The 26,549-nt window shown below is 66.3% G+C and carries 23 protein-coding genes, 1 pseudogene and 1 riboswitch; of the genes and pseudogenes, 12 read left to right on the forward strand and 12 right to left on the reverse strand.

The genetic code is table 11. The features are described from left to right. Positions 1 to 17: 17 nt before the first annotated feature. A complete protein-coding gene (locus tag C6P61_RS07325) occupies positions 18 to 359 on the reverse strand; it encodes a zinc ribbon domain-containing protein YjdM (RefSeq protein ID WP_105729281.1) in 342 nt (113 codons plus the stop codon). A gap of 117 nt (positions 360 to 476) precedes the next feature. On the opposite strand from C6P61_RS07325, the pseudogene C6P61_RS07330 reads away from it, so the two are divergent. Beyond that, positions 477 to 1,220, forward strand: a pseudogene (locus tag C6P61_RS07330) (YoaK family protein); the annotation flags it as partial. Positions 1,221 to 1,286: 66 nt separating this feature from the next. Here C6P61_RS07330 and C6P61_RS07335 read toward each other — a convergent pair. Then, positions 1,287 to 2,870 (reverse strand): methyl-accepting chemotaxis protein, encoded by a 1,584-nt coding sequence (locus tag C6P61_RS07335; RefSeq protein ID WP_105729283.1) that lies wholly within the window; start codon positions 2,868 to 2,870, stop codon positions 1,287 to 1,289. Positions 2,871 to 2,976: 106 nt separating this feature from the next. Beyond that, positions 2,977 to 3,184: riboswitch (cobalamin riboswitch) on the forward strand. 311 nt (positions 3,185 to 3,495) lie between these two features. Here C6P61_RS07335 and C6P61_RS07340 point away from each other — a divergent pair. The 3 genes from C6P61_RS07340 to leuE are packed head-to-tail and all read left to right on the forward strand — an operon-like array spanning position 3,496 to position 7,460. Continuing rightward, entirely contained in the window at positions 3,496 to 5,775 is a 2,280-nt protein-coding gene (locus C6P61_RS07340) for a ribonucleoside-diphosphate reductase subunit alpha (protein WP_105729284.1), read from the forward strand. Then, the gene (locus C6P61_RS07345; protein ID WP_105729285.1) at positions 5,772 to 6,785 is read left to right on the forward strand and encodes a ribonucleotide-diphosphate reductase subunit beta; all 1,014 of its coding nucleotides are present in this window, start codon (positions 5,772 to 5,774) and stop codon (positions 6,783 to 6,785) included. Before C6P61_RS07340 ends, C6P61_RS07345 begins: the two co-directional genes overlap by 4 nt. Positions 6,786 to 6,794: 9 nt before the next feature. Beyond that, complete coding sequence (gene leuE, locus C6P61_RS07350) at positions 6,795 to 7,460, forward strand: leucine efflux protein LeuE (RefSeq protein WP_105729286.1); 666 nt, start codon at positions 6,795 to 6,797, stop codon at positions 7,458 to 7,460. A gap of 45 nt (positions 7,461 to 7,505) precedes the next feature. Here the strand turns inward: leuE and C6P61_RS07355 are convergent, their stop codons facing one another. After that, the gene (locus tag C6P61_RS07355) at positions 7,506 to 8,612 is read right to left on the reverse strand and encodes an HPP family protein (protein ID WP_244908825.1); all 1,107 of its coding nucleotides are present in this window, start codon (positions 8,610 to 8,612) and stop codon (positions 7,506 to 7,508) included. Between the two features lie 22 nt (positions 8,613 to 8,634). Beyond that, entirely contained in the window at positions 8,635 to 9,813 is a 1,179-nt protein-coding gene (gene hmpA, locus C6P61_RS07360) for an NO-inducible flavohemoprotein (protein WP_105729288.1), read from the reverse strand. A 166-nt stretch (positions 9,814 to 9,979) separates the two neighbouring features. Here hmpA and norR point away from each other — a divergent pair, with 166 nt between their 5' ends. The 4 genes from norR to mobB are packed head-to-tail and all read left to right on the forward strand — an operon-like array spanning position 9,980 to position 13,242. Continuing rightward, positions 9,980 to 11,617: a nitric oxide reductase transcriptional regulator NorR gene (norR, locus tag C6P61_RS07365; protein ID WP_105729289.1), complete on the forward strand. Its 1,638-nt coding sequence runs from the start codon at positions 9,980 to 9,982 to the stop codon at positions 11,615 to 11,617. 5 nt (positions 11,618 to 11,622) lie between these two features. Next, positions 11,623 to 12,348 carry an AzlC family ABC transporter permease gene (locus tag C6P61_RS07370; RefSeq protein ID WP_211296941.1) on the forward strand — a complete coding sequence of 242 codons (726 nt, stop codon included), beginning with the start codon at positions 11,623 to 11,625 and terminating at the stop codon, positions 12,346 to 12,348. Next, positions 12,345 to 12,677 (forward strand): AzlD domain-containing protein, encoded by a 333-nt coding sequence (locus C6P61_RS07375; protein ID WP_105729290.1) that lies wholly within the window; start codon positions 12,345 to 12,347, stop codon positions 12,675 to 12,677. The genes C6P61_RS07370 and C6P61_RS07375 overlap by 4 nt, the downstream gene beginning before the upstream one ends. A 34-nt stretch (positions 12,678 to 12,711) precedes the next feature. Continuing rightward, a complete protein-coding gene (gene mobB / locus C6P61_RS07380) occupies positions 12,712 to 13,242 on the forward strand; it encodes a molybdopterin-guanine dinucleotide biosynthesis protein B (RefSeq protein ID WP_105729291.1) in 531 nt (176 codons plus the stop codon). A gap of 41 nt (positions 13,243 to 13,283) precedes the next feature. Here the strand turns inward: mobB and C6P61_RS07385 are convergent, their stop codons facing one another. Continuing rightward, positions 13,284 to 14,279, reverse strand: a complete 996-nt coding sequence (locus C6P61_RS07385) for a tripartite tricarboxylate transporter substrate-binding protein (protein WP_105729334.1) — start codon at positions 14,277 to 14,279, stop codon at positions 13,284 to 13,286. A gap of 53 nt (positions 14,280 to 14,332) precedes the next feature. Beyond that, a complete protein-coding gene (locus tag C6P61_RS07390) occupies positions 14,333 to 15,490 on the reverse strand; it encodes an alpha-hydroxy acid oxidase (RefSeq protein ID WP_105729292.1) in 1,158 nt (385 codons plus the stop codon). Between the two features lie 173 nt (positions 15,491 to 15,663). Between C6P61_RS07390 and C6P61_RS07395 the strand changes: the two genes are divergently transcribed. The 3 genes from C6P61_RS07395 to C6P61_RS18045 all read left to right on the forward strand — a co-directional run bounded on the left by C6P61_RS07395 (position 15,664) and on the right by C6P61_RS18045 (position 17,339). Next, positions 15,664 to 16,119, forward strand: a complete 456-nt coding sequence (locus C6P61_RS07395; protein WP_105729293.1) for a hypothetical protein — start codon at positions 15,664 to 15,666, stop codon at positions 16,117 to 16,119. A 120-nt stretch (positions 16,120 to 16,239) separates the two neighbouring features. Next, positions 16,240 to 16,926, forward strand: a complete 687-nt coding sequence (locus C6P61_RS07400) for a DNA translocase FtsK (protein WP_170067338.1) — start codon at positions 16,240 to 16,242, stop codon at positions 16,924 to 16,926. Positions 16,927 to 16,946: 20 nt separating this feature from the next. Further along, complete coding sequence (locus C6P61_RS18045; RefSeq protein ID WP_211296942.1) at positions 16,947 to 17,339, forward strand: restriction endonuclease subunit S domain-containing protein; 393 nt, start codon at positions 16,947 to 16,949, stop codon at positions 17,337 to 17,339. Between the two features lie 170 nt (positions 17,340 to 17,509). Here C6P61_RS18045 and C6P61_RS07410 read toward each other — a convergent pair whose 3' ends face one another. Genes C6P61_RS07410 through C6P61_RS07425 form a run of 4 tightly spaced genes read right to left on the reverse strand, consistent with a single transcriptional unit; the run spans position 17,510 to position 21,557 of the window. Further along, the gene (locus tag C6P61_RS07410; protein WP_105729295.1) at positions 17,510 to 19,261 is read right to left on the reverse strand and encodes an ABC1 kinase family protein; all 1,752 of its coding nucleotides are present in this window, start codon (positions 19,259 to 19,261) and stop codon (positions 17,510 to 17,512) included. After that, the gene (locus tag C6P61_RS07415) at positions 19,261 to 19,446 is read right to left on the reverse strand and encodes a hypothetical protein (RefSeq protein WP_105729296.1); all 186 of its coding nucleotides are present in this window, start codon (positions 19,444 to 19,446) and stop codon (positions 19,261 to 19,263) included. Before C6P61_RS07415 ends, C6P61_RS07410 begins: the two co-directional genes overlap by 1 nt. 33 nt (positions 19,447 to 19,479) lie before the next feature. Then, positions 19,480 to 20,166: a response regulator gene (locus tag C6P61_RS07420; RefSeq protein ID WP_105729297.1), complete on the reverse strand. Its 687-nt coding sequence runs from the start codon at positions 20,164 to 20,166 to the stop codon at positions 19,480 to 19,482. Beyond that, positions 20,163 to 21,557 carry a DUF4118 domain-containing protein gene (locus C6P61_RS07425; RefSeq protein ID WP_105729298.1) on the reverse strand — a complete coding sequence of 465 codons (1,395 nt, stop codon included), beginning with the start codon at positions 21,555 to 21,557 and terminating at the stop codon, positions 20,163 to 20,165. The genes C6P61_RS07420 and C6P61_RS07425 overlap by 4 nt, the downstream gene beginning before the upstream one ends. Positions 21,558 to 21,783: 226 nt before the next feature. On the opposite strand from C6P61_RS07425, the gene C6P61_RS07430 reads away from it, so the two are divergent. After that, the gene (locus C6P61_RS07430) at positions 21,784 to 23,652 is read left to right on the forward strand and encodes a potassium transporter Kup (RefSeq protein WP_105729299.1); all 1,869 of its coding nucleotides are present in this window, start codon (positions 21,784 to 21,786) and stop codon (positions 23,650 to 23,652) included. A 51-nt stretch (positions 23,653 to 23,703) separates the two neighbouring features. Here the strand turns inward: C6P61_RS07430 and C6P61_RS07435 are convergent, their stop codons facing one another. Continuing rightward, positions 23,704 to 24,414 (reverse strand): DUF6781 family protein, encoded by a 711-nt coding sequence (locus C6P61_RS07435; RefSeq protein ID WP_105729300.1) that lies wholly within the window; start codon positions 24,412 to 24,414, stop codon positions 23,704 to 23,706. A gap of 100 nt (positions 24,415 to 24,514) precedes the next feature. Continuing rightward, positions 24,515 to 26,407: a sensor domain-containing diguanylate cyclase gene (locus tag C6P61_RS07440; protein ID WP_105729301.1), complete on the reverse strand. Its 1,893-nt coding sequence runs from the start codon at positions 26,405 to 26,407 to the stop codon at positions 24,515 to 24,517. Between the last annotated feature and the right edge of the window lie 142 nt (positions 26,408 to 26,549).

Below are 26,549 nucleotides of genomic sequence, written 5' to 3' on the forward strand. Positions count from 1 at the left end.
AGACTTTGAACACGCTCTCAGGCCTTCTTGATGAACTCGGACTTGAGCTGCATCGGACCGAAACCCTCGATCTTGCAGTCGATGTCGTGGTCGCCTTCGATCAGGCGGATGTTCTTGACCTTGGTGCCGACCTTGATCACGGTCGACGAGCCCTTGACCTTGAGGTCCTTGATCAGCGTGACGGTGTCGCCGTCCTGCAGCAGGTTGCCGTGGGCATCCTTCCAGACCTTGGCGGCTTCCTCGGCCGGCGCGGACTCGGTGGCGCTCCATTCGTGGCCGCATTCCGGGCAGATCAGCTGGCTGCCGTCCTCGTAGCTGTACTCGGACTGACATTTCGGGCAGGGGGGCAGTGAACTCATGGGTTTTCCTTCTGGGTAGGGGCTGGATCGACGATTCGGCAGCCGTCAGGGCCGATCCGGCATCTTGTTAACATACCAGAACATTGGCCCCTGCCAAGAGCAACAGGCCGCGCATAGATGCCGATCCAGTACGCCAGAAAATTGACCGGAAGCCGGCGCAGCGCGCAGGCCAACCACCAGCTTGGCCTGATGCTGGCCTTCGTCGCCGGCGCCGCCAACGCGGGCGGCTTCCTGGCCGTGCATCAGTACACCTCCCACATGACGGGCATCGTCTCGGCCATGGCCGACCACCTGGCGCTCGGGCAGTTCCGTGACTACCTGACCGGCTTCGGGGCGCTGCTGTCCTTCATCGCTGGCGCGGCCTGCAGCGCGATCCTGGTCAACTTCGCGCGCCGTCGGCGCCTGCACAGCCTGTTCGCGCTGCCGCTGATGGCAGAGGCGTTGCTGCTGCTCGGTTTTGGCGCGCTCGGCGAACGGCTGTCCCATGTCGCCGGCCTGTTCGTGCCGCTGACGGTGATGCTGCTGAGCTTCATCATGGGGCTGCAGAACGCGCTGATCACCAAGCTGTCACATGCCGAGATCCGCACCACCCATATCACCGGCCTGGTGACCGACATCGGGATCGAGCTCGGCAAGATGGCGTACTGGAACTCGTCCGACCCCGCCCTGCCGCCGGTGCGCGCCAATCCGGTCCGGCTGCGGGTATTGCTGCAGCTGGCGGTCTGCTTCTTCGTCGGCGGCGTCAGCGGGGCGCTGGGCTTCAAGCTGATCGGCTATCTGGCCACCCTGCCGCTGGCGCTGCTGCTGCTGGCACTGGCCGGCGTACCCGCCATCGACGACCTGAGCCGGCTCTGGCGCCGGCGCCAGGGCTGAGCCGGCCTGGCCGCGCGAGCCAATCAAGCTCGGCGCTCTGAGGGTCAGGCGCGCTCAGGCCACCCTTGTCATGGCCAGGGAAGGCAGCCTGAACACGGAAGTCGCCTCGACCAGATCAGCCGCCTTGCGATCCAGGCTCCTGGCCGCAGTGGCCATCTCCTCCTCCATGCCGGCATTCTGCCGGGTAATCTGGTCCATGCTGGTGACGGCGCTGCCGACCTGCGCCACGCCCTGACTCTGCTCCTGGCTGGCGACGGTGATGACTGCGACCACATCCGTCACCTGCTTGATTCCGGCAACGATGTCGGCCATGGTCTTGCCAGCGCTCTCGACCAGCGCCGCCCCCTGCTCGACCCGCTGCACGCTGTCGGTGATGAGGGACGTGATTTCACGCGCTGCCGCCGAGCTGCGACCGGCCAGGCTGCGGACCTCGCTGGCAACGACGGCAAAGCCACGGCCCTGCTCGCCAGCACGGGCTGCCTCGACGGCCGCATTGAGCGCCAGCAGATTGGTCTGGAACGCGATGCTGTCGATGACGGCAATGATGTCCGAGATCTTGCGCGAGCTCTGGTTGATGCCCTGCATGGTGTCGACCACATTGCCGACCACTTCACCGCCATAGGCGGCAACCTGGCTGGCGCTCTGGGCGAGCCGGTTGGCCTGCGTGGCGCTGTCCGCGTTCTGGCGCACGGTGGAGCCGAATTCGTCGATCGAACCGGCCATCTCTGCCAGGGAGTGGGCCTGGGTCTCGGTGCGCGAAGACAGCTCCATATTGCCGGCCGCGATCTGTTGCGAGGCGGAAGACACCGCATCGGCATCCCGGCGCACCCCGGCCACGATCTCGATCAGGCCGTCCTGCATGCGCTTGACGGCCGCCAGCACGCTGTTGGAGTCGTCAGCGCGCAGCGCGATCTGGCGGGTCAGGTCTCCGGCTGCCACTTGATTGAAGATCTCGCGCAACTCCCGGGGCTCGGTCCCGAGATCGGCGGCCAGGCTGCGCTCGATCAACACGGCAGCCATGACCGATAGCGCGACCGCCAGCACGATGCCGAGGATCAGTCCGTTGCGCTGGGCCACATAGGACTCGCGTGCCTCGGCCAGCAGGGTGTTGGAGCGACGCTGAGCGAACTCGGCATAGTCCTTGGAGGCCTTGATGAGCCTGGCCAGCAAGGGACGGCATTCGTCGTTCATGCGCTGGATGGCCGTCGCGTGTTCCCCCTCGAGCGCCAGCGCCACGATGCCCAGGGCCACCGGGGCGTAGAGCTTTTCGGTGTCCTCGATCGTCGCGATCAGTTGGCGCCCTTCGGGCGCTGCGTCAGTGGTCTCGGCCAGTTTCTTGAGTTGCGCCAGCGCCTCGGAGACATCCGCATGCGCCTTGTCGACAGCATCCTTTTCATGAGCGAGATCCTCGAACCGGGTCACGAGCACCAGGTTGCGCGCCGCGATGGCACGCTGCTCGACTCCCTCCCGGACACGCTCGACAGTATGGGCACGGGCGCTGATGACGTTGACCATGTGATCGAAACGATCATTTGCCTCCGACAGCAGCATGATGCCCGCACCAGAAATCACGATGACAACTGCAATAATTACACTAAAAACGATCGCCAGCTTGCTACGAATTGACAAATCCACCATAGGGTTTCCTTCTGCAACTGCTAAATAAAAAACATTATTTAAACAGAAGGGTTAATTCCTGGTGCATGCGTAGATGCCCGTACAGACTGCCGGTCCGCCACGAACCGGTATGATTCTGTTTTTGGGTGTGTCGGCTCAGCTTGCTGGGCGACGTTGAACGGGAAGCCGGTGCCGCTGCTGCAAGCAGCCATTCCGGCGCAGCCCCCGCTGCTGTAAGCCTGACGACTCCGCCTGTTGCCACTGTGCGCAAGCATGGGAAGGCGCGGAGAAGGATGAAGGCAAGCCAGAATACCGGCCCGAAAAAACAGCCAGCACCATTCCCCGGGGTGACGGGAAAAAGCGGCCGCATCGCCCTGGCATGAGCCGGGCTGGCGGCTTTTTTTCATCCTCCGCCTGGTGCCGTTCTCGGAACCATTCGACGGGAGGATTCGAATGCATGTCTTTGCTCACCACTGCCTGCCTGGACCAGCGCCCGGGCGGCCCGCTGTCGCACTGGCCCTGAAGGCCATCGGCGCGCCCCCCTCGCGGCCGGCCCCCTAGCCGACCGCCTATCGCCATTCCCGACCGACCGCCCCGGCTGCTGCCTACGGGCGGCAGGTTTCCTGTTTTTTTCTGCACCACCGCCATGGACGTCATCAAGCGCGACGGCTCGCGCGAAGCCTTCGACTTCGCCAAAATCGAGCGACTCAACGAATTTGCCACCCAGGGCCTCAATGTCGACCTGGGCCTGTTGCGCAGCCAGATCAAGCTGCTGGTCTACGATGGCATGCAGACGCGCGAGATCTTCCAGGCGCAGAACAAGGCCGCCGCCGGCCTGATCTCGACCGACAACCCGGACTTCACCTTCGTCGCGGCGCGCTATCTGCTGGCCGAGACCATGAAGATCGCGACCGGCTCGGCGCGCTATCCGGCGCTGGCCGAAACCATCGCGCGCGGTGTCGCGGCCGGCCGCTACACCCAGCGCATGGGCGAGGCCTTCGACCTGGCCGCACTCGACGCGGCGATCAAGCCCGAGCGCGACTACCAGTTCGACTACTACGGCCTGCAGAACCTGGTCGACCGCTACCTGATGCGCGACGTGCAGCAGCAGCTGATCGAGCTGCCGCAGCATTTCTTCATGCGGGTGGCGATGGGCGTGTCGCTGCAGGAGGACAACCCGACCGCGCGTGCGATCGAGTTCTACGACCTGCTGTCGAGCTTCGACTACATGGCCTCGACGCCGACGCTGTTCAACTCGGGCACCGTCCACTCGCAGCTGTCGAGCTGCTACCTCAATACGGTCAATGACCAGATCAGCGCCGACATCGATGCCGGCGAGCACCGCTTTGCCTCGATCTTCGGCACCATCGAGGAATCGGCCCGGCTGAGCAAGTACGCTGGCGGCATCGGCACCGACTGGACCCGGGTTCGCGCGGCCGGCTCGCATATCCAGTCGACCAACGGCAAGAGCTCGGGCGTCATCCCCTACCTGAAGATCTACAACGACACCGCGGTCGGCGTGAACCAGGGCGGCCGGCGCAAGGGCAGCTTCGCGCCCTACCTCGAGGTCTGGCACCCGGATTTCTGGGACTATTGCGAGATCAAGAAGGAGTTCGGTGACGACCGCCTGCGCGCGCACGACATCTTCCCGGCGGCCTGGATCGCCGACCTGTTCATGGAGCGGGTCGAGAGCAACGGCATCTGGAGCGAGTTCCAGCCCGAGCGCTTCCCTGAACTGCACGAGCTCTATGGCGATGCCTTCAAGGCGCGCTACGAGCAGCTCGAGCGCGAGGGCAAGGCCTACAAGCAGCGCCCGGCGGTCGAGGTCTGGAAGCGCATCCTGACCAACCTGTTCGAGACCGGCCACCCCTGGATCACCTTCAAGGACGAGTGCAACCGCCGCAGCCCACAGGACCATGTCGGCGTCGTGCATTCGAGTAATCTCTGTACAGAAATTACCCTGAACACCAGCGACACCGAGACCGCGGTCTGCAACCTGGGCTCGGTCAACCTGGCGCGCCATGTCAAGGACGGCCAGCTCGATGGCGACAAGATCGCACGCACGGTCAAGACCGCGCTGCGCATGCTCGACAACGTGATCGACCTGAACTTCTACCCGTCGGACCGCGCCAAGGCCTCGAACCTGCGCCATCGTCCGGTCGGCCTGGGCCTGATGGGCGAGACCGAGGCCAAGGTGGCCTGCGGCATCGACTTTGCGAGCGCCGCTGGCGTGGCGTTCTCGGACCGGGCCATGGAGCTGATCAGCTTCCACGCGATCCAGGCTTCGAGCGCACTGGCGCAGGAGCGCGGCGCCTACGAGACCTTCCCGGGCTCCAAGTGGAGCCGGGGCCTGCTGCCGATCGACACCGCACGCCAGCGCGAGACCAGCCTGGGCGAAGCGGCCTGGGCGGCGCTGCGGACCCAGGTCCAGGCGCAGGGCATGCGCAACAGCAACGTGATGGCGATCGCGCCGACCGCGACCATCAGCATCATCACCGGCACCACGCCCTGCATCGAGCCGATCTTCGAGATCGAGCGCAGTGAAAAGAACATGAGCGGCCAGTTCAAGGTGGTCGATCCCTGCGTCAAGTACGGCCGCCCGGACCTGCTCAAGACGGTGTGGGAGATCGATCCGGGCTGGATCCTGCAGAGCGCCGCCGCGCGCCAGAAATGGATCGACCAGTCGCAGAGCGTCAACATCTTCGTCAAGCAGGGCACCAAGGGCCGCGAGCTGGCCGAGATCTACCTGAGCGCCTGGAAGCTGGGACTCAAGACCACCTATTACCTGCGCGGCCAGACCAAGACCAAGGAAGTGGCCAAGCCGGCGCTGGCCAATGCCGCGCTGCCGGCCGGCGACGTGGCCGAAGCCGAACTGCCGACCAATTTCTGCTCGATCGACAACCCGAACTGCGAGGCCTGCCAATGAGCTCGACCCTGAACAACACCACCCGCATCACCAACGAGCGCCGCATCGCCTTCGGGCCGCAGGACCAGCTCATGAACATGAGCCGGACCAAGTACAAGTGGGCGACCGAGATCTACGACCGCATGGAAGCCAACACCTGGTTCCCGAAGTCGATCCCGCTGGTGGCCGACCGCGAGACCTACCGCAGCGGTGCGCTCAACGCGCGCGAGCGCAATGCCTATGACAAGGCGCTGGCCTTCGTGTCGAACCTGGACGGCATCCAGTTCAACAACCTGATCCACAACATCGGCCAGCACATCACGGCACCCGAGGTCAGCCTGGCGATCGCGCGCCAGGCCTCGGAGGAAGGCGTGCATGTGCGCAGCTACCAGTTCCTGATCGAGGCGGTCTCGCTCGATCCGGAATCGGTCTACATGATGTTCGAGCATGACGGCATGCTGGCCAAGAAGAACGAGTTCATCATGCGTTCCTCGTCGGTGCTGAAGGACGAGCCGACGCCGGCCAACTTCGCGCGCGCCATCGTCGGCAACGTGATCCTGGAAGGCATCTACTTCTACTCGGCCTTCCTGGTGTTCTACACGCTGGCGCGCAACGGCAAGATGCTGGGCAGCGCGGACATGATCAAGTACATCAACCGCGACGAGGGCGAGACCCATCTCGACCTGTTCACCAACCTGCACCACGCGTTCCAGGCCGAGAACCCCGAGCTGTATGACGAGCAATTCCGCCATGACGCGATCCAGCTGATCAAGGACGCGGTCGAGCTCGAGGTCAGCTGGGGCCAGTACATCATCCAGGGCGGCATCCTGGGCCTGACCGACGAGGTGGTGGAGAACTTCGTCAAGGGCCTGGCCAACAAGCGCGCGATGGCGCTGAACCTGGGCGTGATCTATCCGGGCGTGGTCAACGCCGTGCCCTGGTTCGATGACTTCAGCAAGCCTAACGGCACGCGCAGCAACTTCTTCGAGAGCAAGCCGACCGACTACGCCACCGACGGCCTGGAGTGGTAGCCTAAGCCCATGGCCTACGGCATCACCGACCTCACCACCTTCATCCTCGGCACGATCTTCATCGTGCTGCTGCCGGGCCCGAACTCGCTCTACGTGATGGCGCTGGCCTCGCGCCACGGCGTGGCGGCCGGCTACCGGGGGGCGGCCGGCATCTTTGCCGGCGATACGGTGCTGATGCTGCTGTCGACGGCCGGCGCGGCCTCGCTGCTGCGCAGCACACCGCTGGCCTTCATGCTGGTCAAGTACCTGGGCGCGGCCTACCTGGCCTGGCTTGGCATCGGGCTGGTGCGCGCGGCCTGGCGGCAATGGACCGCGCGGCCGGCGCAGGCCGGCACGGCAAGGCCAACAGACGCGAAACTGGAGCGGAACGCGGGCCGGCCGTTCCGGACCGCCTTCCTGATCAGCCTGATGAATCCGAAGGCGATCCTGTTCTTCGTCTCCTTCTTCATCCAGTTCGTCGATCCGGACTACGCCTACCCGACGCTGTCCTTCCTGCTGCTCGGGCTGATCGTGCAGGCCTGCAGTGCGCTCTACCTGAGCGCGCTGATCTTCGGCGGCGTGCGGCTGGCCGAACGCTTCGGTCGCCACCAGCGCCTGGCCGCAGGCGGGATGGGGGCGATGGGCACGCTGTTCATCGGCTTCGCGCTGCGGCTGGCAAGCGCTTCGCTGGGCTGAAGCCCGGCCCCGACCAGCGCCAGCACCGACAGGCCGGAACGCGGGCTAGCGGCTGGCCTGGAACAGCACCGCCAGCAGATCCGAGGGCGTCACCATGCCGACCACGCGCTGCTGCTCATCGAGCACCGGCATGTGGTGCAGCCCGCCATCGGCAAAGGCCCGCGCGAGTTCGGGAATCGGCTGGCGCGGACTGGCGCTCACGACCTGGCTGCTCATGATGTCCTCGACGCGGCGGGCGGTGCTCAGGCGCGGCAGCCGCCTCGGGTCAGCGGTCGTCTGCCCGACGACAAAGTCGTGCAGCGACAGCATGCCGAGCAGCCGGCCTTGCACATCGGTGACCGGCAAGGCATTGATGTGATGGCGGGTCAGCCGACTCCAGGCCAGGTCGATGCTGTCTTGCGGCCCGACCCGGATCACGTCGCGCGACATCAGGTCCTGACAACGCATGTCGCCCCAGCGCCGGTTCTGCGCCTGCAGGCTGGCGCGCAGCACGATCTCCTCCAGGTCCTCGCGGTCGATGTCGAGCCGTTCGCCGAACGAGGCCAGCGCCAGGTCGAGGTCCTCTTTCAGGCTGCCCCTCAGGCTCGGCGCCGGATCGCGCGTGCCACGGGCGCGGCCGCCGGCACCGCCGCGATGCGGATAGCGGTGACCGCTCAGGTTGTTGAACAGCAGCGCCACCAGCAGCATGAAGGCGGAATTGATGCCGACCGGCCAGAACGCAAAGCCATAGCCCAGCAGCTGGACGGACGGGCTGCCGAGCACCGCGGTCAATGCCACCGCTCCCCCTGGCGGATGCAGGCAGCGCAGCGCCAGCATGGCCGCGGCCGCCAGCGCCCCGGCCAATGCGGCTACCGCGACGCTGTGGCCGAGCAGCTGTGCGCAGCTGACACCGATCAGCGCCGAGACCAGGTTGCCGCCCAGGATAGCCCAGGGCTGGGCCAGCGGACTGGCCGGCAGCAGGAACAGCAGCACGGCCGACGCCCCCATCGGGGCGATCAACCAGGGGTCCATCTCACCCAGGGCCTGCCGGCTCAGCCAGCCGGTCAGCCACAGGCCCAGGCCGATGCCCAGGCTGCCGAGCCAGAGCTCCCGCTGCCCCATCGGCAGGGCCGCAGGGCAGCAGGCCCGCAAGCGATCCCAGAGCCGGTTCACGACAGCAGGGCTCCGGCCGATTTCAGTTCAGCGCCGCGGCGGGACCGAAGAACTCGAAATGGGTTTGCGCCTCCGGCACGCCGAGCGCCTTCAGCTGGCGCTTGACCTGCGCCATGAACGGCTTGGGGCCGAGGAAATAGGCATCCAGATCACGGCTGGCCGGCAGCCAGTCGGCCAGCCGCTGCTGGTCGAGCAGACCGACCGCATCGACCTGATCGGCAGCATCGGCCTGGTCGTAGCAGTAGAAGCGCTGCAGCTGGGGATGACGGGCAGCCAGACCATCGACGGTGTCGCGGAAGGCGTGGCTGGCGCGGTCGCGGGCGCAGTGGATGAAGTGGACCGCGCGTTCGGTCTCGAGCGCCGCCTGCAGCATCGCCAGCGTCGGGGTGATGCCGACTCCGCCGCTGATCAGCACCAGCGGCTTGTCGCCGTCGCGCAGCACGAAGTTGCCCGCCGGCGGGAACAGCTGCAGGACATCGCCGACCGCGACCTGGTCGTGCAGATGCTCGGACACCCGGCCACCGGGCTCGCGCTTGACGCTGATGCGCAGTTCGCTGCCATTGGCGACCGACGACAGCGAATAGTTGCGCCGCTGCTCCTGGCCGTCGAGCACCAGGCGCAGGCCGATGTACTGGCCTGGCTGGTGCGCGATCACCGGGCCGCCATCGACCGGGCTCAGGTAGAACGAGGTGATGACGCTGCTCTCGGCCTGCTTGCGCGTGACGCGGAAGGCACGCTCGCCACGCCAGCCGCCCGGAGCGGCCTCGATCGCGGCGTAGGTCTGCTCCTCGGCACCGATCAGCAGGTCGGCCAGCTGCTGGTAGGCCGCGCCCCAGGCGTCGATCACGGCATCGGTCGCGATCTCGGCCCCCAGCACTTCGCGGATCGCGCGCAGCAGGCAGGCGCCGACGATCGGGTAATGCTCGGGCTTGACCTGCAGCGACACATGCTTGTGCACGATCTGCGCCGGCAGATTGCCCAGCGCCTCGAGGCGGTCGATATGCTTGGCATACATCAGCACGCTGTTGGCGAGCGCACGCGGCTGGTCGCCGCTGGCCTGGTGGGCCTGGTTGAACAGGGGCCGCACCTCGGGAAACTCGCCGAGCATGATGCGGTAGAAATGCTGGGTCAGGGTCTCGCCGCCGGTTTCAAGCAGCGGGACGGTCGATTTCACAATGGCGCGCTGGGCGTCGTTCAACATGATGGAGGCTCCTCATCGGTGGGTTCGGTCAGGCCAGATGGCCCTGCCCCCTCTAACGCAATGCACATGCCAGGCCCGGCAACGATACCGATCAAGGACTTGGCGCAGACCGAGTCGTAATGACCTAATCTTTGATAGAGTCAATACGACTTCAATGGGTGTAAAAATGACTCCATCCGCCTGGCTCAATGCCGTCGTCCCGCTGGTCGCCAACCTGCCGCAGAAGATGCCGGCATCCGAGCGCTACCGCCACTTGCTGGCCACCGTGCGGCGGCTGTTCGCCTGCGATGCGGTCGCGTTGCTGCGGCTCGAGAACGACTGCCTGCTGCCGCTGGCGATCGACGGCCTGAGCCCGGACACGCTGGGCCGGCGCTTTCGCGTCGCCGAGCATCCGCGCTTGCAGCGGCTGCTCGAGGCCAGGCAGGCGACCCGTTTTCCGCCCGACAGCTCGCTGCCCGACCCCTACGACGGCCTGGTCGAGGCCAGCCAGGGCCAGCTCGAAGTGCATGACTGCATGGGGGTGGTGCTGCAGATGGAAGGCGAGCCCTGGGGCCTGCTGACGCTCGACGCGCTGACACCGGGCCGCTTCACGCCGGCCCAGGTCGAGAGCCTGGGCGCCTTTGGCAACTTCGCCGCTGCCACGGTCGCCGCCGCCACGCGCATCCAGCGACTGGAGCAATGGGCCGAGAGCGAACATCTGCAGGCCGAACGCTACCGGCGCGCCGCCAGTCAGCCCAACCGGCCGCTGCTGGGCCAGAGCACGGTCTTCAAGCGCATGCTGAAGGAACTCGACCTGGTCGGTGCCAGCGACCTGACCGTGCTGATCACCGGCGAGACTGGCGTCGGCAAGGAGCTGGTGGCGCAGGCGCTGCACGAGCGCTCGGCCCGGCACGACCAGGCCTTCGTGAGCCTGAACTGCGCCGCCTTGCCCGAGACGCTGGTCGAGAGCGAGCTGTTCGGCCATGTGCGCGGCGCCTTCACCGGCGCGGTCAGCGGGCGCGAGGGCAAGTTCGAGCTGGCCGATGGCGGCACCCTGTTTCTCGACGAGGTCGGCGAGCTGTCGCTGGCGGTGCAAGCCAAGCTGCTGCGCGTGCTGCAAAGCGGGCAACTGCAGCGGCTCGGCTCCGACCGGGAGCATCGGGTCGATGTGCGCCTGGTCGTCGCGACGAACCGCGACCTGGCCAGCGAGGTACGGGCCGGCCGGATGCGGGCCGACATCTACCACCGGCTCAGCGTCTACCCGCTGCCGGTGCCGCCCTTGCGCGAGCGCGGCCGCGACGTGCTGCTGCTGAGCGGCTTCTTCTTGGAAGAAAACCGCTGCCGCCTGGGGATCTCGAGCCTGCGGCTGGAGCCCGACGCGCAGGAGGCGCTGCTGGCCTATGAATGGCCGGGCAATGTGCGCGAGCTCGAGCACCTGATCGGGCGCAGCGTACTGAAGGCGCTCGGGCGCCAGAGTCCGCGGCCGCGCATCCTGAGCCTGAGCGCCCAGGACCTCGGCCTGCCCAGCCCCGACCCCATGTCCAGGCCCTGGGATGACGATTCGAGTTCGCTCGGGGCCCCGCTGGCGGTTGCCAAGCCAGCCGTGCCGGCGCCCGGACTGCGCCAGACGGTCGAGGCGTTCGAGCGCCGCCTGATCGAGCAATGCCTGCTGCGCCATCAGCACAACTGGGCCGCCGCGGCGCGGGAACTGCAGATGGACCGGGCCAACCTGGCCCGGCTGGCGCGGCGACTGGGCTGCAACAGCCCGCCGCCGCCGGCCACGGATGGGTCCCGGCGCAGCACCCGCAGCGACGACAGGCCGTAGACTCGATGTCTTTTGGACCGCTGCTGATGGACCCCGCTTTTCGACAAGGTGCCCGCGAGGGCCTGCGCACCGTGCTGCCGTTCTCGGTCGGTACCCTGCCCTGGGCCATCGTGACCGGGCTGGCGATGCGCTCGACCGGGCTGAGCGAGCTCGAGTCGATGGGAATGAGCGTGCTGGTGTTCGCCGCCACCGCCCAGCTCGGCGCGCTGCCGCTGATCGCCTCGGGCGCGCCGCTGTGGCTGATCTTCCTGACCGGACTGGTGCTGAACCTGCGCTTCCTGATCTTCAGCGCCAGCATCGCGCCGGCCTTCCACGACCGGCCCTGGGCCCAGCGCCTGGCCAGCAGCTACCTGCTGACGGACAGCGCCTTCACGCTGCTGTCGCCGCGCCTGCTGACGACACCGGACCCGCAATGGCGCTGGGGCTACTACCTCGCTCCGGTGCTGTACGGCTGGCTGCTGTGGCAGGCTGGCGTGCTGATCGGGGTCTTCGGCGCCGAGATCCTGCCGAGCAACTGGTCACTCGAGTTCATGGCGACGATCGCGCTGATGGTGATGCTGGTGCCGATGGCACGCACGCGCCCGATGCTGCTGGCCGCGCTCGCGGGCGGCCTGACGGCCGTGCTGCTGCGCGATCTGCCGCTGCGGTTGGGCCTGTTCGCCGGCATCGCGGCAGGCATTGCCACCGGCTTCGCGGCTGAACACTGGCAAACCCGAGGAGAACCACAATGATCGAGGGCTTCTGGCTCTGGCTGGCCTTCGGGCTGCTGTCGGCAACCACCTTCCTGACGCGCGGCAGCTTCATCATGGCCGGAGAAAAAGGCCGGCTGCCGCCCGCGCTGCAGCGCGCGCTGCGCTATGCCCCGGCCGCCGCGCTGGCGGCACTGGTGGCGCCCGACCTGCTGCTGGTGCAGGGCCAGCTACAGCCCTTCAACCCCAAGCTGCTGGCCGGGCTGGCGGTGATCGCGGTGGCGCTGCACACGCGCAAGCCCTGGCTGCCGTTCGCGCTCGGCATGGCGGTGCTGATCGGCCTGCGCCAGGGCCTGGGCATGGGCGGCTGAGCTTGACCCCGGACCAGACGAAGGAACACCCCACATGACCTCCCAAGCCTCCGACCGGACCCGGGTCTTCGGCATCGCCGGCCATTCCGGCATGGGCAAGACCACCCTGCTTGAGCGCCTGCTGCCCGAGCTGCGCGCGCGCGGCCTGACGGTGTCGCTGATCAAGCACAGCCATAAGGACATCGAGATCGACCGGCCCGGCAAGGACTCCTACCGGCTGCGCGAGGCCGGCTGCCACGAGGTGCTGCTGCTCGGCAACCAGCGCTGGGCGCTGATGCACGAGCTGCGCGGTGCCCCGGAGCCGGAGCTCGACGAGCTGCTCGGCCATATGCAGGCCTGCGACCTGGTGCTGGTCGAGGGCTTCAAGGGCGGAAACTTCCCGAAGCTCGAGGTCTGGCGCGCCGAGCCCGGGCGCGAGCCGCTGGCGGGCTCCTGGCCCGGCATCATCGGCATCGCCAGCGACGGCCCGCTGCCCGATGGCGTGCCGCCGGGGCTGGAGCCGCTGGAGCTGGCCGACATCGGGGCGATCGCCGACTTCGCGCTCAGGCATGCTGCGCGGCGCTGAACGCCGGGCTGGCCCAGCCTGCCCGACCCGAACGCAGCGGGTCAGCGCGGCTGGTAGCCGGCGTCCTGCACCATCTGGCTCCAGGTGGCACGGGTCGCCTGCAGGCGCGCGCCGAGCTGCGCCGGCGTGCTGCTGCTGGGGATGACGCCGAGCGCGCTCATCTTGTCGCTGAACTCGGCCGACTTGACGACCTTGCTGATCGCGCGGTTGTAGCGCTGCAGCAGCGCGGGCGGCAGGCCGGCAGGCGCGTACACCGCCGTGAAAATGACCTCCTCGTAGCCCTTGATGCCCTGCTCGGCATAGGTCGGCACATCGGGCAGCTGCGGCAGGCGACGGGTGCCGTTGACCGCGACGATGCGCAGCTTGCCGGCCTGGGCCTGCGGCAGCATGACGGCGACCGAGCCGATGCCGGCAGCGATCTGGCCCGCCACCAGGTCCTGCACGATGGGCGCATCGCCGCGATAGGGCGCCGAGACGAAATCGGTGCCGAGCGCGCGGCCGACGATGCCGACCGCGAAATCCGGCGCGCTGGCGGGCGCCGGCACGCCGATATTGGCCTTGTCCGGATTGGCCTTGGCCCATTGCGCCAGCACGCGCAGGCCGCTGCCCTTGGTGCCGAGCAGCGCGGTGCTCACCGCCATCAGGTCCGGGTTGATCGCGACCAGGCCGACCGGAGCGAAGTCCCGCTCCGGATCGAAGCCGGGGTTAAGCAGCGTCAGCGGAATCATGGCCACGGTGTGGCTGTTCGAGACGAACAGGGTGTTGCCGTCCGGGCGCGCCGCCTTCAAGGCCTGGGCGGCGATCTGCCCGCCCGCGCCAGGCTTGTTCTCGACCAGCACGTTGCGGCCCAGCTCCTGCTGTAGGCCATGGGCCAGATGGCGGGCGATGGCGTCAGTGCCGCCGCCAGCCGGGAATCCGACCAGCAGCTTGATCGGCGCGGCATCGGTCTGCGCGGCTGCCGGCTGCAGCAGGGTGACGGCGAACAGACAGGCGCCGGCCAGGCAGGACAAGGGCTGGGACAGGACAGGGAATCTCATGCGGGCCTCGTGCAAGAAAAGGGTGAAGAACCGGCGGCGGCGGGAATCGACGATCAAGGCGAACCGGGATAGCTGCCCGGCAGCAGGATGTCGCAGCCGACGCTGTCGAGCCGGGTCTGGCCGCACAGCGCCAGCGTGACATCGAGCTCCTTGTGCAGGATCTCGAGGCAGCGGGTCACGCCAGCCTCGCCCAGGGCACCGAGGCCGTACAGGAAGGGCCGGCCGATGTAGCAACCGCGCGCGCCCAGGGCCCGGGCACGCAGCAGGTCCTGGCCGCTGCGCACGCCGCCATCCAGATGCACCTCGATCCGATCGCGCACGGCGTCGACGATGGCCGGCAGCGCGCGGATGCTGGACTCGGCACCGTCGAGCTGGCGCCCGCCATGGTTGCTCACGATCAGCGCATCGGCACCGATGTCGAGCGCGAGCCGGGCGTCCTCGGGGTCGAGGATGCCCTTGAGGATCAGCTTGCCGTCCCAGAGGCTGCGAATCCAGCGCACCGCGTCCCAGTCGAGCGTGGGATCGAACTGGCTGGCGGTCCATTCGGACAGCGAGCCCATGTCCTCCACCCCGCTGACATGGCCGACGATGTTGCCGAACTGGCGCCGCTTCGTGCCCAGCATGCCGAGCGCCCAGCGCGGCTTGGTCGCGATGTCGAGCAGATTGGTCAGCGTGAGCCGCGGCGGCGTCGACAGGCCGTTCTTGATGTCCTTGTGGCGCTGGCCCAGGATCTGCAGGTCCAGCGTCAGCACCAGGGCGGTACAGCCGGCGGCCTTGGCGCGCGCGATCAGGCGCTCGATGAAGGCGCGGTCGCGCATCACGTAGAGCTGGAACCAGAAGCCCGGTCCGGCCTGCTCGGCCACGTCCTCGATCGAGCAGATGCTCATGGTCGAGAGCGTGAACGGCACGCCGAACTTTCGCGCCGCGCGCGCGGCCAGGATCTCGCCGTCGGCATGCTGCATGCCGGTCAGGCCGGTCGGCGCCAGCGCCACCGGCATGGCGACCTCCTGGCCGACCATCGTGGTGCGGGTGCTGCGCCCCTCCATGTTGACCGCCACGCGCTGGCGGAACTTGATGGCCTGGAAATCGGCCTCGTTGGCGCGGTAGGTGCTCTCGGTCCAGCTGCCGGAGTCAGCGTAGTCGTAGAACATGCGCGGCACCCGCTGGCGGGCGAGACGGCGCAGGTCGTCAATATTCGTGATCGGGGTCATGGCACCTATTGTCTTCCAGCTGCACCAGGCCGACACTGGCCAGCTCGGACAGAATGCATTTTACATTTTGTTACAAAATACCAGGGATTTCGGGAATGTTAGAACGGGGGTAAGCCTGTATCACAGGCAATTCATTCAATCGTGAACACGGCCAAACTTCAACAAGGTAAATCATGAAAACAATCGCATGCAAAAAAGATAATGATGTCATCGTTCAAGCAACCTGCCTACTTCTCGTTCGGCATTTCCGAAATTTGATTGAACTGAACGATTCAGGTTATGGCTTCCACACCCGTATCTTTTCGCACATACTGCACCCAGAACACCGATTTGTTCATGCGGGTGATTCTGAGCAAGTCACCGCAGATACCCCGACTCATCCCGAGCATGTTGTCCCATGTGCCACGCTGATCGAGGAATGTAAGCGTTTAATCAGCGCCGGCCATCACACGGACGAGCAGATCGCCCATCTTTTGCAGAAACACTGGAAGGTAGCCACCATAACAAAGAAAGAGAAAATGACATTAGATTTTGATCTTGGCTACAAATCAAAAATGCCAGAAGGCTGGGACTTTGAAAATAGCGACACTTTTTCAAGATTCAAGCTTGCAAACATTTCTTTGAAGTAATGCCGTACAAAAATGGAAAACTGCAGCCACCACTGCGCTTCGAGTTGTCCACTTCCAAACGATCTTCGAATTGCAATCAAAGGCGCATCCCTCCCACTCGGTGCTGCTGCAGCACAGCCTGTGAATGTTGAAGGATGCTGCCAGGCAGTGATGTCAGCACTTGGCCCAGACTCGGTCATCTCGATCGAGCTTGATGAAGTCCGCAGCCTGATCGGGCAGGGATATCTTTCGCTGGGGTACGGCCAAGCGCCCACCGACACAGGCAACATCATCCAGGCTTGTAAGGCTTCGGTTCATGGCCTCCTGACTGAGAACCCGGATCTGCTGCAAACGGCCACTGGCGTTCTGGTCATCATCCGGACACCGCGACATGCGACCATCAAACTGAGTGCAGTCCGCACTGGATTACGCGAAATCTGGCAGCACAGTCCAGATTCGGCGCAACGCCTTTACAGCTGTATTGCCAGCGAGGCTACTACTGGCCGGCATGAGGTTTACACCTTGGTGGTGAATGACAACCATTCAAGAGCAATCGATCAGCAACTGGCAGCCAACCGATACTTGACACTGGATGCAGCTTTGCTAAAAATCTCGCGCCTGCTGGATCAGACGGAGTCCGAGGCAATCCTGTTGCGGCGTGCATGTCGCATGCTCACAAAGCACCAGAGATGCTCGACCAGTCTTATTCAGCGCAAGCTGAGGCTTGGGCACTCCCGGACATCGAATCTGATGGCACAGCTTGAACGGGAGGGAATCGTCGGTTCCATTTCACCGAATGGACTCCGGCAGGTGCTGGTACGATTCTGAGCTGCAAGTCATCTTGCACAATGAAAGCAGGACTACTCAGGCTGCAAGACCATACCAAGTTGATGTCATGCGACAAGCTGTACCGGTTGCGCTTGCGTCCCAACGCATGCGCACCAGTGTTTCTGGCGTTGTATCTCGGCATTCCCCAAGTTCGCGGTCAGATTGAAATTCCGCAGCAGGAGCCAGTAGCTCGATGCTCAGCGCCTATCTTGGAACTGGACGTTCCCGCTCCCACTTTCCTTGACCGCGAAACCACCAGGATCGACGCGCTGGTGGCCGAAGTCCAGTCCGCCATCACCCTGCTGCAGGAACGTCGCGCCGCCCTGATCTCCCCCCCTGGCGCACCGGCTCAACAAGATCAGCCAGGTTCTCGACCTTACCCAAGGTTACCGTTATTTGATAAACCTTGGTAAGGTCGATAAGAATGGTCCATCCTTTCAGACTTGCTCAGGCCTGCTGGCAAGACTGGTGAAGGCGGGTTCATCCTCCGCCTTTCACGCCTCATGAATCCGGAATTCCCGGTACTTGATTCCTGAATTTCACGCGAGTCGTATGCTGGCTCGCCGGGCGTGAGAACAGGCGCTCACCCATCATCCCGATCGCGCCGATTGCTGGCCCAGATCGACAGCAGCAGCCAGACGCTGCCCAGGCCAGCGCCCAGGAAGCCCAGCAGGCCAAAGGCCGGCAGACCGAGCCAGCTCGGGCCGCCCGGCACCGTCATGACGATCGACGAACCGATGATCAGCGCCGCGATCACGATGCCGACCACCAGCCGGTTCGCCGCCCGGTCGAGCTGGTTGCCGATCCGGCGCAGGTCGAGCACGTCGATGTGGATGTCGAGCCGGCCCTTGCGCGCCGCGCGCAACAGGCGCGACAGGTCCTGCGGCAGCCCGGCCAGCAGGCCGAGCAGCTCGCTGACGCTGCGCCAGCCGCGTCCGAGCAGGGCGGCGGGCTGGTAGCGTTCGCGCAGCAGCTGACGCAACAGCGGCAGCGCCTCGCCCGCCATGTCGAAGTCGGGGTCGAGCTCGCGGCCCATACCTTCCAGCGTGACGAAGGCCTTGACCAGCAGGCCCAGGTCGGCCGGCAAGGCGACGCGGTGGTGGCGCAGGATGGCGACCACGTCCGACAGCAGCGCTGCCAGCTTGAGTTGCCGCAGCGGCAAGCCGCGGTATTGCTCGACGAAGGCCTCGATCTCGGCCACCAGCGCCTCGTGGTCGACCGCGCCGTCGCCGCTCCAGTCGGTCAGCACATCGGCGACACGGGCCGGCTCCTGCTGCACCAGGCCCAGCAGCAGCGCCATCAGCTGCTCGCGCCGCTGCTCGGACAGGCGACCGACCATGCCGAAATCGATGAAGGCAATCCGGTTGCCCGGCAGATAGAACACGTTGCCGGGGTGCGGATCGGCATGAAAGAAGCCATCCTGCACGATCATCTTGAGCACCGCATGCGCGCCCCGGCGCGCCAGTACCTTGCGGTCCAGGCCGGCGGCATCGACCTCGGCCAGCTTGCGCCCCGGTATGCCGGCGATGTAGTCCTGCACGCAGACCCGCTCGCCGCTCCATTGCCAGTGCACGCGCGGCACCACGATCAGCGGCGCGGCCTGCAGCAGCTCGCCGCCGCCGGGCCGGGGCTGGCTCGCGTCGGCATCGGCATAGCCCTCGAACTGGGTCGCGATCCGGGTCGCGTTGCGGCATTCGACCGCGAAATCGAGCTCATTGCGCAGCGACTTGCCAAACTGCTGCACCACCTGCTGCGGGCTGAAGGTGCGCAGCTCGGGGCTCTCGGACTCGGCCAGCTGCGCCAGCCGCAGCAGCCAGCGCAGGTCGGCCTCGATCACCGGCCGGATGCCGGGACGGCGCACCTTGACCACCACCTCGGTGCCGTCATGCAAGCGGGCCCGGTGCACCTGCGCGACCGAGGCCGCCGCCAGCGGCACGGGATCGAAGGCCGCAAACACCTGCTCGGGCAGGCCGCCGAGGTCCTCGACCAGCTGCGGCAACAGCAGCTCGTAGGGCACGGCTGGCGCGCTGTCCTGCAACTGGCTGAACTCGGCGATCCACTCGGGCTCGAACAGGTCGACCCGGGTCGCGAGCACCTGACCCAGCTTGACGAAGGTCGGTCCGAGCTCCTCGAGCACGCGCCGCAGCCGCTGCGGCGGCGTCAGATGGGTCAGCTCATGGCTGTCGCGCCAGTGCAGCGCGCGGCCGGCATCCTCGAGCGCATTGGCCAGCCCGAAGCGCTGGACCAGGTCGCCGAAGCCGTAGCGGATCAGGACCGAGGCGATGTCGTGCAGGCGGCCCAAGTCGCGGACCGAGGCCAGCGCCTGCCACAGCATCAGGCGTCCTTGCTGCTCTGTTCAGCCCAGCAGACGAGCCAGAGCTGAGCAGCAGCTTGCGCTGCAGCTTCCCTGCGGTATTGCTCTGCGCCCATGAGATTCTCCTGCTGGTAGGTGGCGGCGATGGTCCCAAGCCAGCCTCCCGCATAGCCCTGCTGCTGGCAAGCTGCGGCGAAAGACGGCAAGCGAATATCGTAGCATCCGACCGGGAGTTCCGCTCAGACCGCCGCCAGGCGGTAGCCCACGCCGACATCGGTCAGCAAGTGCCTGGGCTCGGCCGGATCGCGCTCGATCTTGGCCCGCAGCTGGCCCATGTAAAGGCGCAGGTAATGCGTATGGCCGCTGAAGGCCTCGCCCCAGACATCGGCCAGCAGTTGCCGGTGAGTCACGACCCGGCCCGCGCTGCGCACCAGCCGCGCGAGCAGCTTGAACTCGGTCGGCGTGAGATGCACCGGCTCGCCGTCGCGCAACACCATGCGAGCGGCAAGATCGATACGCAGGTCGTCGAGCTCGTGCAGCGTGACGGCGGGCTCGAGCGCCGTGCCGCGATGGCGCAGCGCGACGCGCAGGCGCGCGAGCAGCTCGCCGATGCTGAAGGGCTTGGTCAGGTAATCATCCGCCCCCGCATCGAGCAGCCTGATCTTCTGCGCCTCCTGGTCGCGTGCCGAGACGACGATGACGGGCAGGTTGGAGCGCTGACGCAGCTCGTGCACGAGGTCGGCACCATCGCCGTCGGGCAGACCGAGGTCGAGCAGGACCAGATCGGGTGAATCGTATCGCAGGATAGCGCAGGCCTCGCTGAGCGAAACCGCCGTCAGGACGTCGAAGCCCTCGACAGCGAGCGCGGACTGCATGAAGGTCCTGATCTCGCGGTCGTCCTCGACCACCAGTACGCGCAGGGTCATGACGACTCCTCCAAGGGCTGCTGAAGCTCGACCGGCAGGCTCAGGCGAAAGCGGCAGCCGCCGCCCTCACGGCCCTCGACGACGAGGATGCCACCGTGGGCCATCGCGATCGCGCGGCAGACCGCCAGGCCGAGACCCGCGCCACGCTGCCCCGAGCGGTCGCTGCGCGAATAGGGACGGAAGACGGATTCGCGCAGCGCCACGGGAATGCCGGGACCGCAGTCAGAAACGCAAAGGTCAATTCGTCCCGGCCCGTACAAGGCCTGGATCTCGATGCTGCCCTCGGCGTACTTCAGCGCATTGTCCAGCAGGTTGATAAGCAACTGGCCGAGCAGCACCGGATCGACGCGTAGCAACGGCAGCCCGGCCGGAATCACAGAGCGGATGCGACGCCCGGAGTCCTGCGGTCGCACCCGCGCCAGCACGGCGCCGACGATCTCCTCGACCGACTCCCAGTCCCGGTGGAGTTCGACGACTGGGTCTGACAGACGAGCGAGCTGCAGCGTGTTCTCGGTCAGAACGGTCAGGTAGCGCGCCTCGGTCGCGATGCTCCCGAGCATGCGCGACTGCAGCTCGGGCGATAGCCGGTCGCGCTGCGTCTGCAGCGAGGACGATGCCCCGAGAATGGTCGCGAGCGGCGTGCGCAGGTCGTGCGAGATCGATGCCAGGAAGGTGTTGAGCAGTTCGTGGCGCTGCGCCTCGCTGCGGGCAGCGAGGACGGCCTCGTCGAGCTCAAGCCGCCAGAGCGCCTGCGCCAGCAGCGCCGCCAGCGTGCGGCCATGCTCAAGCCCCTCCTGCTCTTGTGCGGCAGCGGCCGGAATTACAGCCATGCCGAACACCCTGCCCTGCTCGCCCAGCGGCAGGCAGATGCCCTGCGCCGCCTCTGGCACGCTATTGCCCTCATCCGCGAACGTCAGAATGGCGCCAGTGCCAAACGCAGCCTGCAGCGCGGCCTGCCCGATGGTACGGACCTCGTGCATGGCAGCAGCAGCCGACAGGCGCATCGCGAGCTCCTGCAGCTGCCGCGCCCGGCCTTCGCTCAGGCGCGCCGCACGGGCTTCGCGCTGCAGGCCGGCTGCCAGGCGGCTGGTCATGAAAGCGACAAACAGCATGACCACGAGCGCGATCAGGTGCTCGCGCTGGTCGACCGCGAAGGTCCAGCGCGGCGGCACGAAGAAGAAATTCAGCGCCGCGACAGCACCAACCGCACAGACCGCCGCCTCCAACCGCCCCAGACGGTAGGAAACGATCTCCACCACCAGCACATAGAGCATGGCCTGGCTGGTCAGCGAGACATAGGAATCGATCAGCAGGCCGAACGCGGTCGCCGCCGCGAGCAGCAGCAGGACGAGCGCCCAGCGTACGGGATACAGGTCTAGGATCAAGGACAAGACGAAGGCTGGAATCGGTTGTGCCGGAGATTTCGTGCCGGGTAATCAGCCGGAAATGGCGACCACCGTGCAGAAAAACTCAGTTTGCAGTATGTCACCGCACGCATAAGGAAAGCATAAGTGCCAGACGCCACCATGCACCGCGCGGCCGACCGGAGCAGTCGAAGCGCCACACAATCCGGACATTGCAACCACGCAGCGGCCTTCAATGCGACCGTACTGACACATGTCCGCACCCAAATCCTCGCTGGGACCCCTGACCCTGGGAGCCATAGGCGTCGTCTACGGCGACATCGGCACCAGCGTGCTCTACGCCGTCAAGGAAGTGTTCAGCTCCGGCCATCTCGAGCCGACCACAGCCAACGTCTACGGCGTCATGTCCATGTTCTTCTGGACGCTGACGCTGATCGTTACGCTCAAGTACGTGACGCTCGTGATGCGCGCCGACAACCACGGCGAGGGCGGCCTGGTGGCACTGCTCGCGCTGGCCATGGAGGCGGTCAGCAACAGGCCGCGCCTGCGCAACTTCCTGCTCCTGCTCGGCGTCTTCGGTGCCGGACTGTTCTACGGTGACGGCGTGATCACGCCGGCGATCTCGGTGCTGTCCGCAGTGGAGGGGCTCGAGATCGTCTCACTCACCTTCACCAAGGCGGTGATCCCGCTGACCCTGCTGGTCCTGCTCGCACTGTTCGCGGTCCAGAAGCACGGCACTGCCGGCATAGGCAGGCTGTTCGGCCCGATCATGGTGGTCTGGTTCGTCGTGATCGGTGCGGCTGGCGCGGTGCAGGTGCTCGAGCGCCCCGAGATCCTGTGGGCGATCAGCCCGCATCACGCGCTCGGCTTCATGTGGCGCAACCCTGGTCTGACCTTCGTACTGCTCGGGGCGGTGGTGCTATGCGTCACGGGCGGCGAGGCGCTCTATGCGGACATGGGGCATTTCGGCCGCAAGCCGATCAGGCTGGCCTGGTTCGGCCTGGCGATGCCGGCGCTCGCGCTCAACTACTTGGGCCAGGGCGCTCTGCTGCTCGCCCGGCCCGAGGCGGTAGAGAACCCCTTCTTCCTGATGATTCCGCAGTGGGGCATGCTGCCCATGGTCGGTCTCGCGACAGCTGCGACCGTGATCGCGTCGCAGGCGCTGATCTCGGGCGCGTACAGCGTGACCAAGCAGGTCATACAGCTGGGCTACCTGCCGCGCCTGCAGATTCAGCACACCAGCGCCGAGGAAAGCGGCCAGATCTACCTGCCCTTCGTGAACTGGGGCCTGTTTGTCTGCATCGTGCTGGCGGTGGGGATGTTCAAGACCTCAAGCAACCTGGCTGCCGCCTACGGCATCGCTGTCACGCTCGTGATGCTGATCACGACCGTGCTGACCTTCTTCGTCGTCCGCTACCGCTGGGGCTACCCGCTCTGGCTGAGCCTGGGCGCGACCAGCTTCTTCGTCGTGATCGACTTGGCGTTCTTCGGCTCCAACCTGCTCAAGCTCACCGAGGGCGGCTGGTTCCCGCTCGCGATCGGAGCAGTCGTGTTCCTGCTGATGACGACTTGGCACGAAGGGCGCCGGCTGCTCGGCGAATCGATCAGCAACCACGCGCTCGATCTGGGCGACTTCCTCGAATCGATCTTCGCAAACCCGCCGGTGCGCGCGGACGGCACGGCTGTCTTCCTGTCCGCGCAGCCAGACACGGTGCCCAACGCGCTGCTGCACAACCTCAAGCACAACAAGGTGCTGCACGAGCAGAACCTGTTCGTGACGGTGCGCAACCACGGAGTACCTTGGATCAAGCCAGCGCAGCGCCTGGAGGCCGAGGCGCTGGGACGCGGCTGCTGGAAAGTGATCGTCAACCTGGGCTTCATGGACGACACTGACCTGCCGCGTGCCCTGGCGCAGCTAGAGCGCCGCGGCGTCGCGCTCGACCCGATGCGAACGAGCTATTTCCTGTCGCGCGACATCATCGTTCCTTCGATGGGCGGGCGCATGGCACAGTGGCGCGAGAAGCTGTTCGCGCAGATGCACCACAACGCGAGCTCGGCGGCCGAGTTCCTGAAACTGCCGAACAACGCCGTCGTCGAGCTCGGCAGCAAGATCGAGATCTGAGGCGAAACCGTCCGGACCCGCACGGGTAGGCGTCAATCCGGCAGGCGACGTTCAGGTCTCCTTGTGGCCGGGTCCGGCCTTGGCCGCCGGCTTGACCTGTTCGGCCAGGCCGCCCAGCACGCCGGCGGCGATCTGGCGCAGCAGGTCGGTGCTGGCCTGCGCGAGCTTGAGTCCGGCATCGAGCTGGGCCTTGCCGACCTCGCCGAGCTGCTGCGCCGTCGTCAGCCAGCCCTGCTGCAGCTGGGCACCGACGGCCGAGCCGTGCAGGCGGGAATGGGCCAGCAGCTCGGACAGGATGACGCCGGCCGCATCGCGCGTGCGGCTGGCGGTGGACTGCAGGGTTTCGAGGAACATCTGCTCGAGCTGCTCGAAATCGGCGCGCGCATGCTTGAGGTCGGTGGCCGAGAAGGCCTGCGCCTTGCCAGCCGCCTCCTGCAGCGCCAGGCTGGCGCTCTGCGCCAGCTGGGCCAGCGCGGCATCGAGCCCGGCGACGACCTGCTGCAGCTGCTCCTTGGCCTGGCCGGTCTGGGCCAGCGCTGGCTGCAGCAGCGGCTGGGCACCGGCCAGCGCGCCGTTGAGCACGGCCTGGCTCAGCTCGCGCAGCGCGGCCAGGTCGAACTTGCCGCTGCCGATCTGGGCCAGCGTCAACTGCCGGACCTGATCCTGCAGGTTCAGGCCTTGCTCGACCGCTCGCTTGACATCGGCTTCGAGTTGCGCGGCGGCGCTGCTGCCGGCCTGGGTCTGATCGTTCGGGTTTGCCATCGCATCTTCTCCGGTTGGTGGGCTATCAAGTTACAGACTGTCCATGTCAGGAGTCTCGCCCATCGCGCCGGGACTGGCAAGAAGGACGGCGAGCGCCGGCTCAGGCGAGCAGGCGCACGGCGTTCCTGCCTTCGGCCTTGGCCTGGTAGAGCGCGAGGTCGGCCCGCTTGAGCCAGGACTGCGGCGAGTCCTCGGGCCTGCACTGCGTGACACCAAAGCTGGCGGTCACCTGCCCCACGGTCTCGAAGGTTTGCAAGGCCAGCAAGGCGCGCAGCTTGTCGGCCAGACCGACGGCCTCGTCGGCGTCGCAATGCGGCATCATGATGACGAACTCCTCGCCGCCCCAGCGCGCCAGCGTATCGGCCGCCCTGAGGTTGCGCTGCACCAGCCGGGTCAGGCCGACCAGCACCGTATCGCCCACCGGATGCCCGTAGCGGTCGTTGACGGCCTTGAAATGATCGATGTCGAACATCAGCAGTGACAGCGGCTCGGCGTAGCGCTGCGACTGGATCAGCTCGCGCTGCAGTTCCTGCTCGAAATGGCGCCGGTTCCAGGCCCCGGTCAGCGTGTCGGTCGTGGCCAGGTTGCTGAGCTGGGCATTGACCAGCTGCAGCTCCCGGTTGGCCGCCTGGGCAGCATCGCGGGCCTGGCGCAGCGCCAGTTCATGGGCATTGCGCAGGCTGATGTCACGGGTCACGCCCAGGATGCCGCTCGGGCGCTGCTGCTCGTCGAACAGCGGCGTCAGGCTCGAGGTATGCCAGCGCCAGCTGCCATCGGCATGGCGGACCCGGTACTCGATGCCGCTGGTCTTCCCGGGCAGGCTGCTGAGCCAGACCGGCCAATCGTCCGGATGCACGAGGCTGGTGTAATGCTGCCCGACCACCGAGGCCGGGTCGGTGCCCAGCCGGTCACGCCAGTTGGGCGAGACATACTGGAAGCAGCCTTGCAGGTCCAGGGTGTAGATGATGTCGTGGGCCTGCTCGACAAAGGTGCGGAACTTCTTCTCGCTGGCCTTGAGCTCGTCCTCGAGCCGCTGCCGCTGGACGATGTCCTGCTCCAGCCGGAGCGCCAGCGCCAGTTGCACCCAGTAGCCGCGCAGCAACAGGGCGGCGACAATCATCAGCAGCAGCGCGGCGAGTCCGATCTTCCAGATTCGGGCATACCAGTCGCGCAGCCAGACCTGGTCATGCTCGCCCTGATAGACGATCAGCGGCAGCCCCTCGACCTTGCGCAACACGCCCAGTTGCGGCTGGCCATCGAGTTGCGAGACACGGCGGCCGACGCTGACATCGACATTGCCGTCGATGAAGGCCCGGATCATCGGACTGTCGAGGGACTTGCCGACCACGCCGGCCAGCGCTGGCTTGCGTGCCACCACCTGCAACTGGGAGTCGATCAAGGTGATCACGCCATCGGACCCGGTGTCGATCCGGTCCAGCAGCGTCGAGAACATCGTGGTGTCGAGCCCGATGACCACAAAGCCGCTGCCCATGGCGCCAGGGCCCGGAATGCGCCGGGCCTGGGTCACGGCATAGCGGCCGAGGTTAGACATCACCATCGGCGTGACGACCGATTCGGCGGTCGGGCGCTCACGCAGCAGGCGGCAATAGTCCCACTCGCTGGCATCGAAATAGGACTGGACGCGGGCGTCGTGGGTGTAGCGCCGGATACAGGCCGGGTCGAACAGGCTCAGGCCCTGCGCATACGGCAAGGTCTGCAGCTTGGCATCGAGCCAGTGCACCCAGCGGCGCTGCTGCTGAGCCGAAGTGCGCCCCAGCCTGAGCTCGGAGGGCGGGAAATTGGCCGCGACATCGCGCAGCAGGTAGTCCGAGGTCTGGAACACCCCCTTGACCCATTCACCGACCAGCAGGGCATTGTTCTGCAGCCGGATCGAAGTCCGGGCATAGGCATCGTCGTAGCTGCGCTTGAGTTCCCCGGCAGCCATCAGCACAACCAGCAGGCAGAACGCAAGGAAAAGCAGCAGGCTGCGCACATAGGGTTGCCTGTTCGGTCTTGGCTCGGTCCCCACTCGTCGTCTCGATTGTTTATTTGAGAAATTTGATTGTAAGCATAAGTGTTACGCGGCGAAAAAAAACCCGCCACGGTGGGCGGGTTGCGGTCGGCCGCCACCCAGA

The organism is Malikia spinosa (assembly GCF_002980625.1).
Classification (GTDB): Bacteria; Pseudomonadota; Gammaproteobacteria; order Burkholderiales; family Burkholderiaceae_C; genus Malikia; species Malikia spinosa.

What these genes read in the sequence shown, in the direction of transcription:
- C6P61_RS07325 (WP_105729281.1), bottom strand. Translation starts at nt 359, where the DNA reads ATGAGTTCACTGCCCCCCTGCCCGAAATGTCAGTCCGAGTACAGCTAC.
- C6P61_RS07335 (WP_105729283.1), bottom strand. Translation starts at nt 2,870, where the DNA reads ATGGTGGATTTGTCAATTCGTAGCAAGCTGGCGATCGTTTTTAGTGTA.
- C6P61_RS07340 (WP_105729284.1), top strand. Translation starts at nt 3,496, where the DNA reads ATGGACGTCATCAAGCGCGACGGCTCGCGCGAAGCCTTCGACTTCGCC.
- C6P61_RS07345 (WP_105729285.1), top strand. Translation starts at nt 5,772, where the DNA reads ATGAGCTCGACCCTGAACAACACCACCCGCATCACCAACGAGCGCCGC.
- leuE (WP_105729286.1), top strand. Translation starts at nt 6,795, where the DNA reads ATGGCCTACGGCATCACCGACCTCACCACCTTCATCCTCGGCACGATC.
- hmpA (WP_105729288.1), bottom strand. Translation starts at nt 9,813, where the DNA reads ATGTTGAACGACGCCCAGCGCGCCATTGTGAAATCGACCGTCCCGCTG.
- norR (WP_105729289.1), top strand. Translation starts at nt 9,980, where the DNA reads ATGACTCCATCCGCCTGGCTCAATGCCGTCGTCCCGCTGGTCGCCAAC.
- C6P61_RS07370 (WP_211296941.1), top strand. Translation starts at nt 11,623, where the DNA reads ATGTCTTTTGGACCGCTGCTGATGGACCCCGCTTTTCGACAAGGTGCC.
- C6P61_RS07375 (WP_105729290.1), top strand. Translation starts at nt 12,345, where the DNA reads ATGATCGAGGGCTTCTGGCTCTGGCTGGCCTTCGGGCTGCTGTCGGCA.
- mobB (WP_105729291.1), top strand. Translation starts at nt 12,712, where the DNA reads ATGACCTCCCAAGCCTCCGACCGGACCCGGGTCTTCGGCATCGCCGGC.
- C6P61_RS07385 (WP_105729334.1), bottom strand. Translation starts at nt 14,279, where the DNA reads ATGAGATTCCCTGTCCTGTCCCAGCCCTTGTCCTGCCTGGCCGGCGCC.
- C6P61_RS07390 (WP_105729292.1), bottom strand. Translation starts at nt 15,490, where the DNA reads ATGACCCCGATCACGAATATTGACGACCTGCGCCGTCTCGCCCGCCAG.
- C6P61_RS07395 (WP_105729293.1), top strand. Translation starts at nt 15,664, where the DNA reads ATGAAAACAATCGCATGCAAAAAAGATAATGATGTCATCGTTCAAGCA.
- C6P61_RS18045 (WP_211296942.1), top strand. Translation starts at nt 16,947, where the DNA reads ATGAAAGCAGGACTACTCAGGCTGCAAGACCATACCAAGTTGATGTCA.
- C6P61_RS07410 (WP_105729295.1), bottom strand. Translation starts at nt 19,261, where the DNA reads ATGCTGTGGCAGGCGCTGGCCTCGGTCCGCGACTTGGGCCGCCTGCAC.
- C6P61_RS07420 (WP_105729297.1), bottom strand. Translation starts at nt 20,166, where the DNA reads ATGACCCTGCGCGTACTGGTGGTCGAGGACGACCGCGAGATCAGGACC.
- C6P61_RS07430 (WP_105729299.1), top strand. Translation starts at nt 21,784, where the DNA reads ATGTCCGCACCCAAATCCTCGCTGGGACCCCTGACCCTGGGAGCCATA.
- C6P61_RS07435 (WP_105729300.1), bottom strand. Translation starts at nt 24,414, where the DNA reads ATGGCAAACCCGAACGATCAGACCCAGGCCGGCAGCAGCGCCGCCGCG.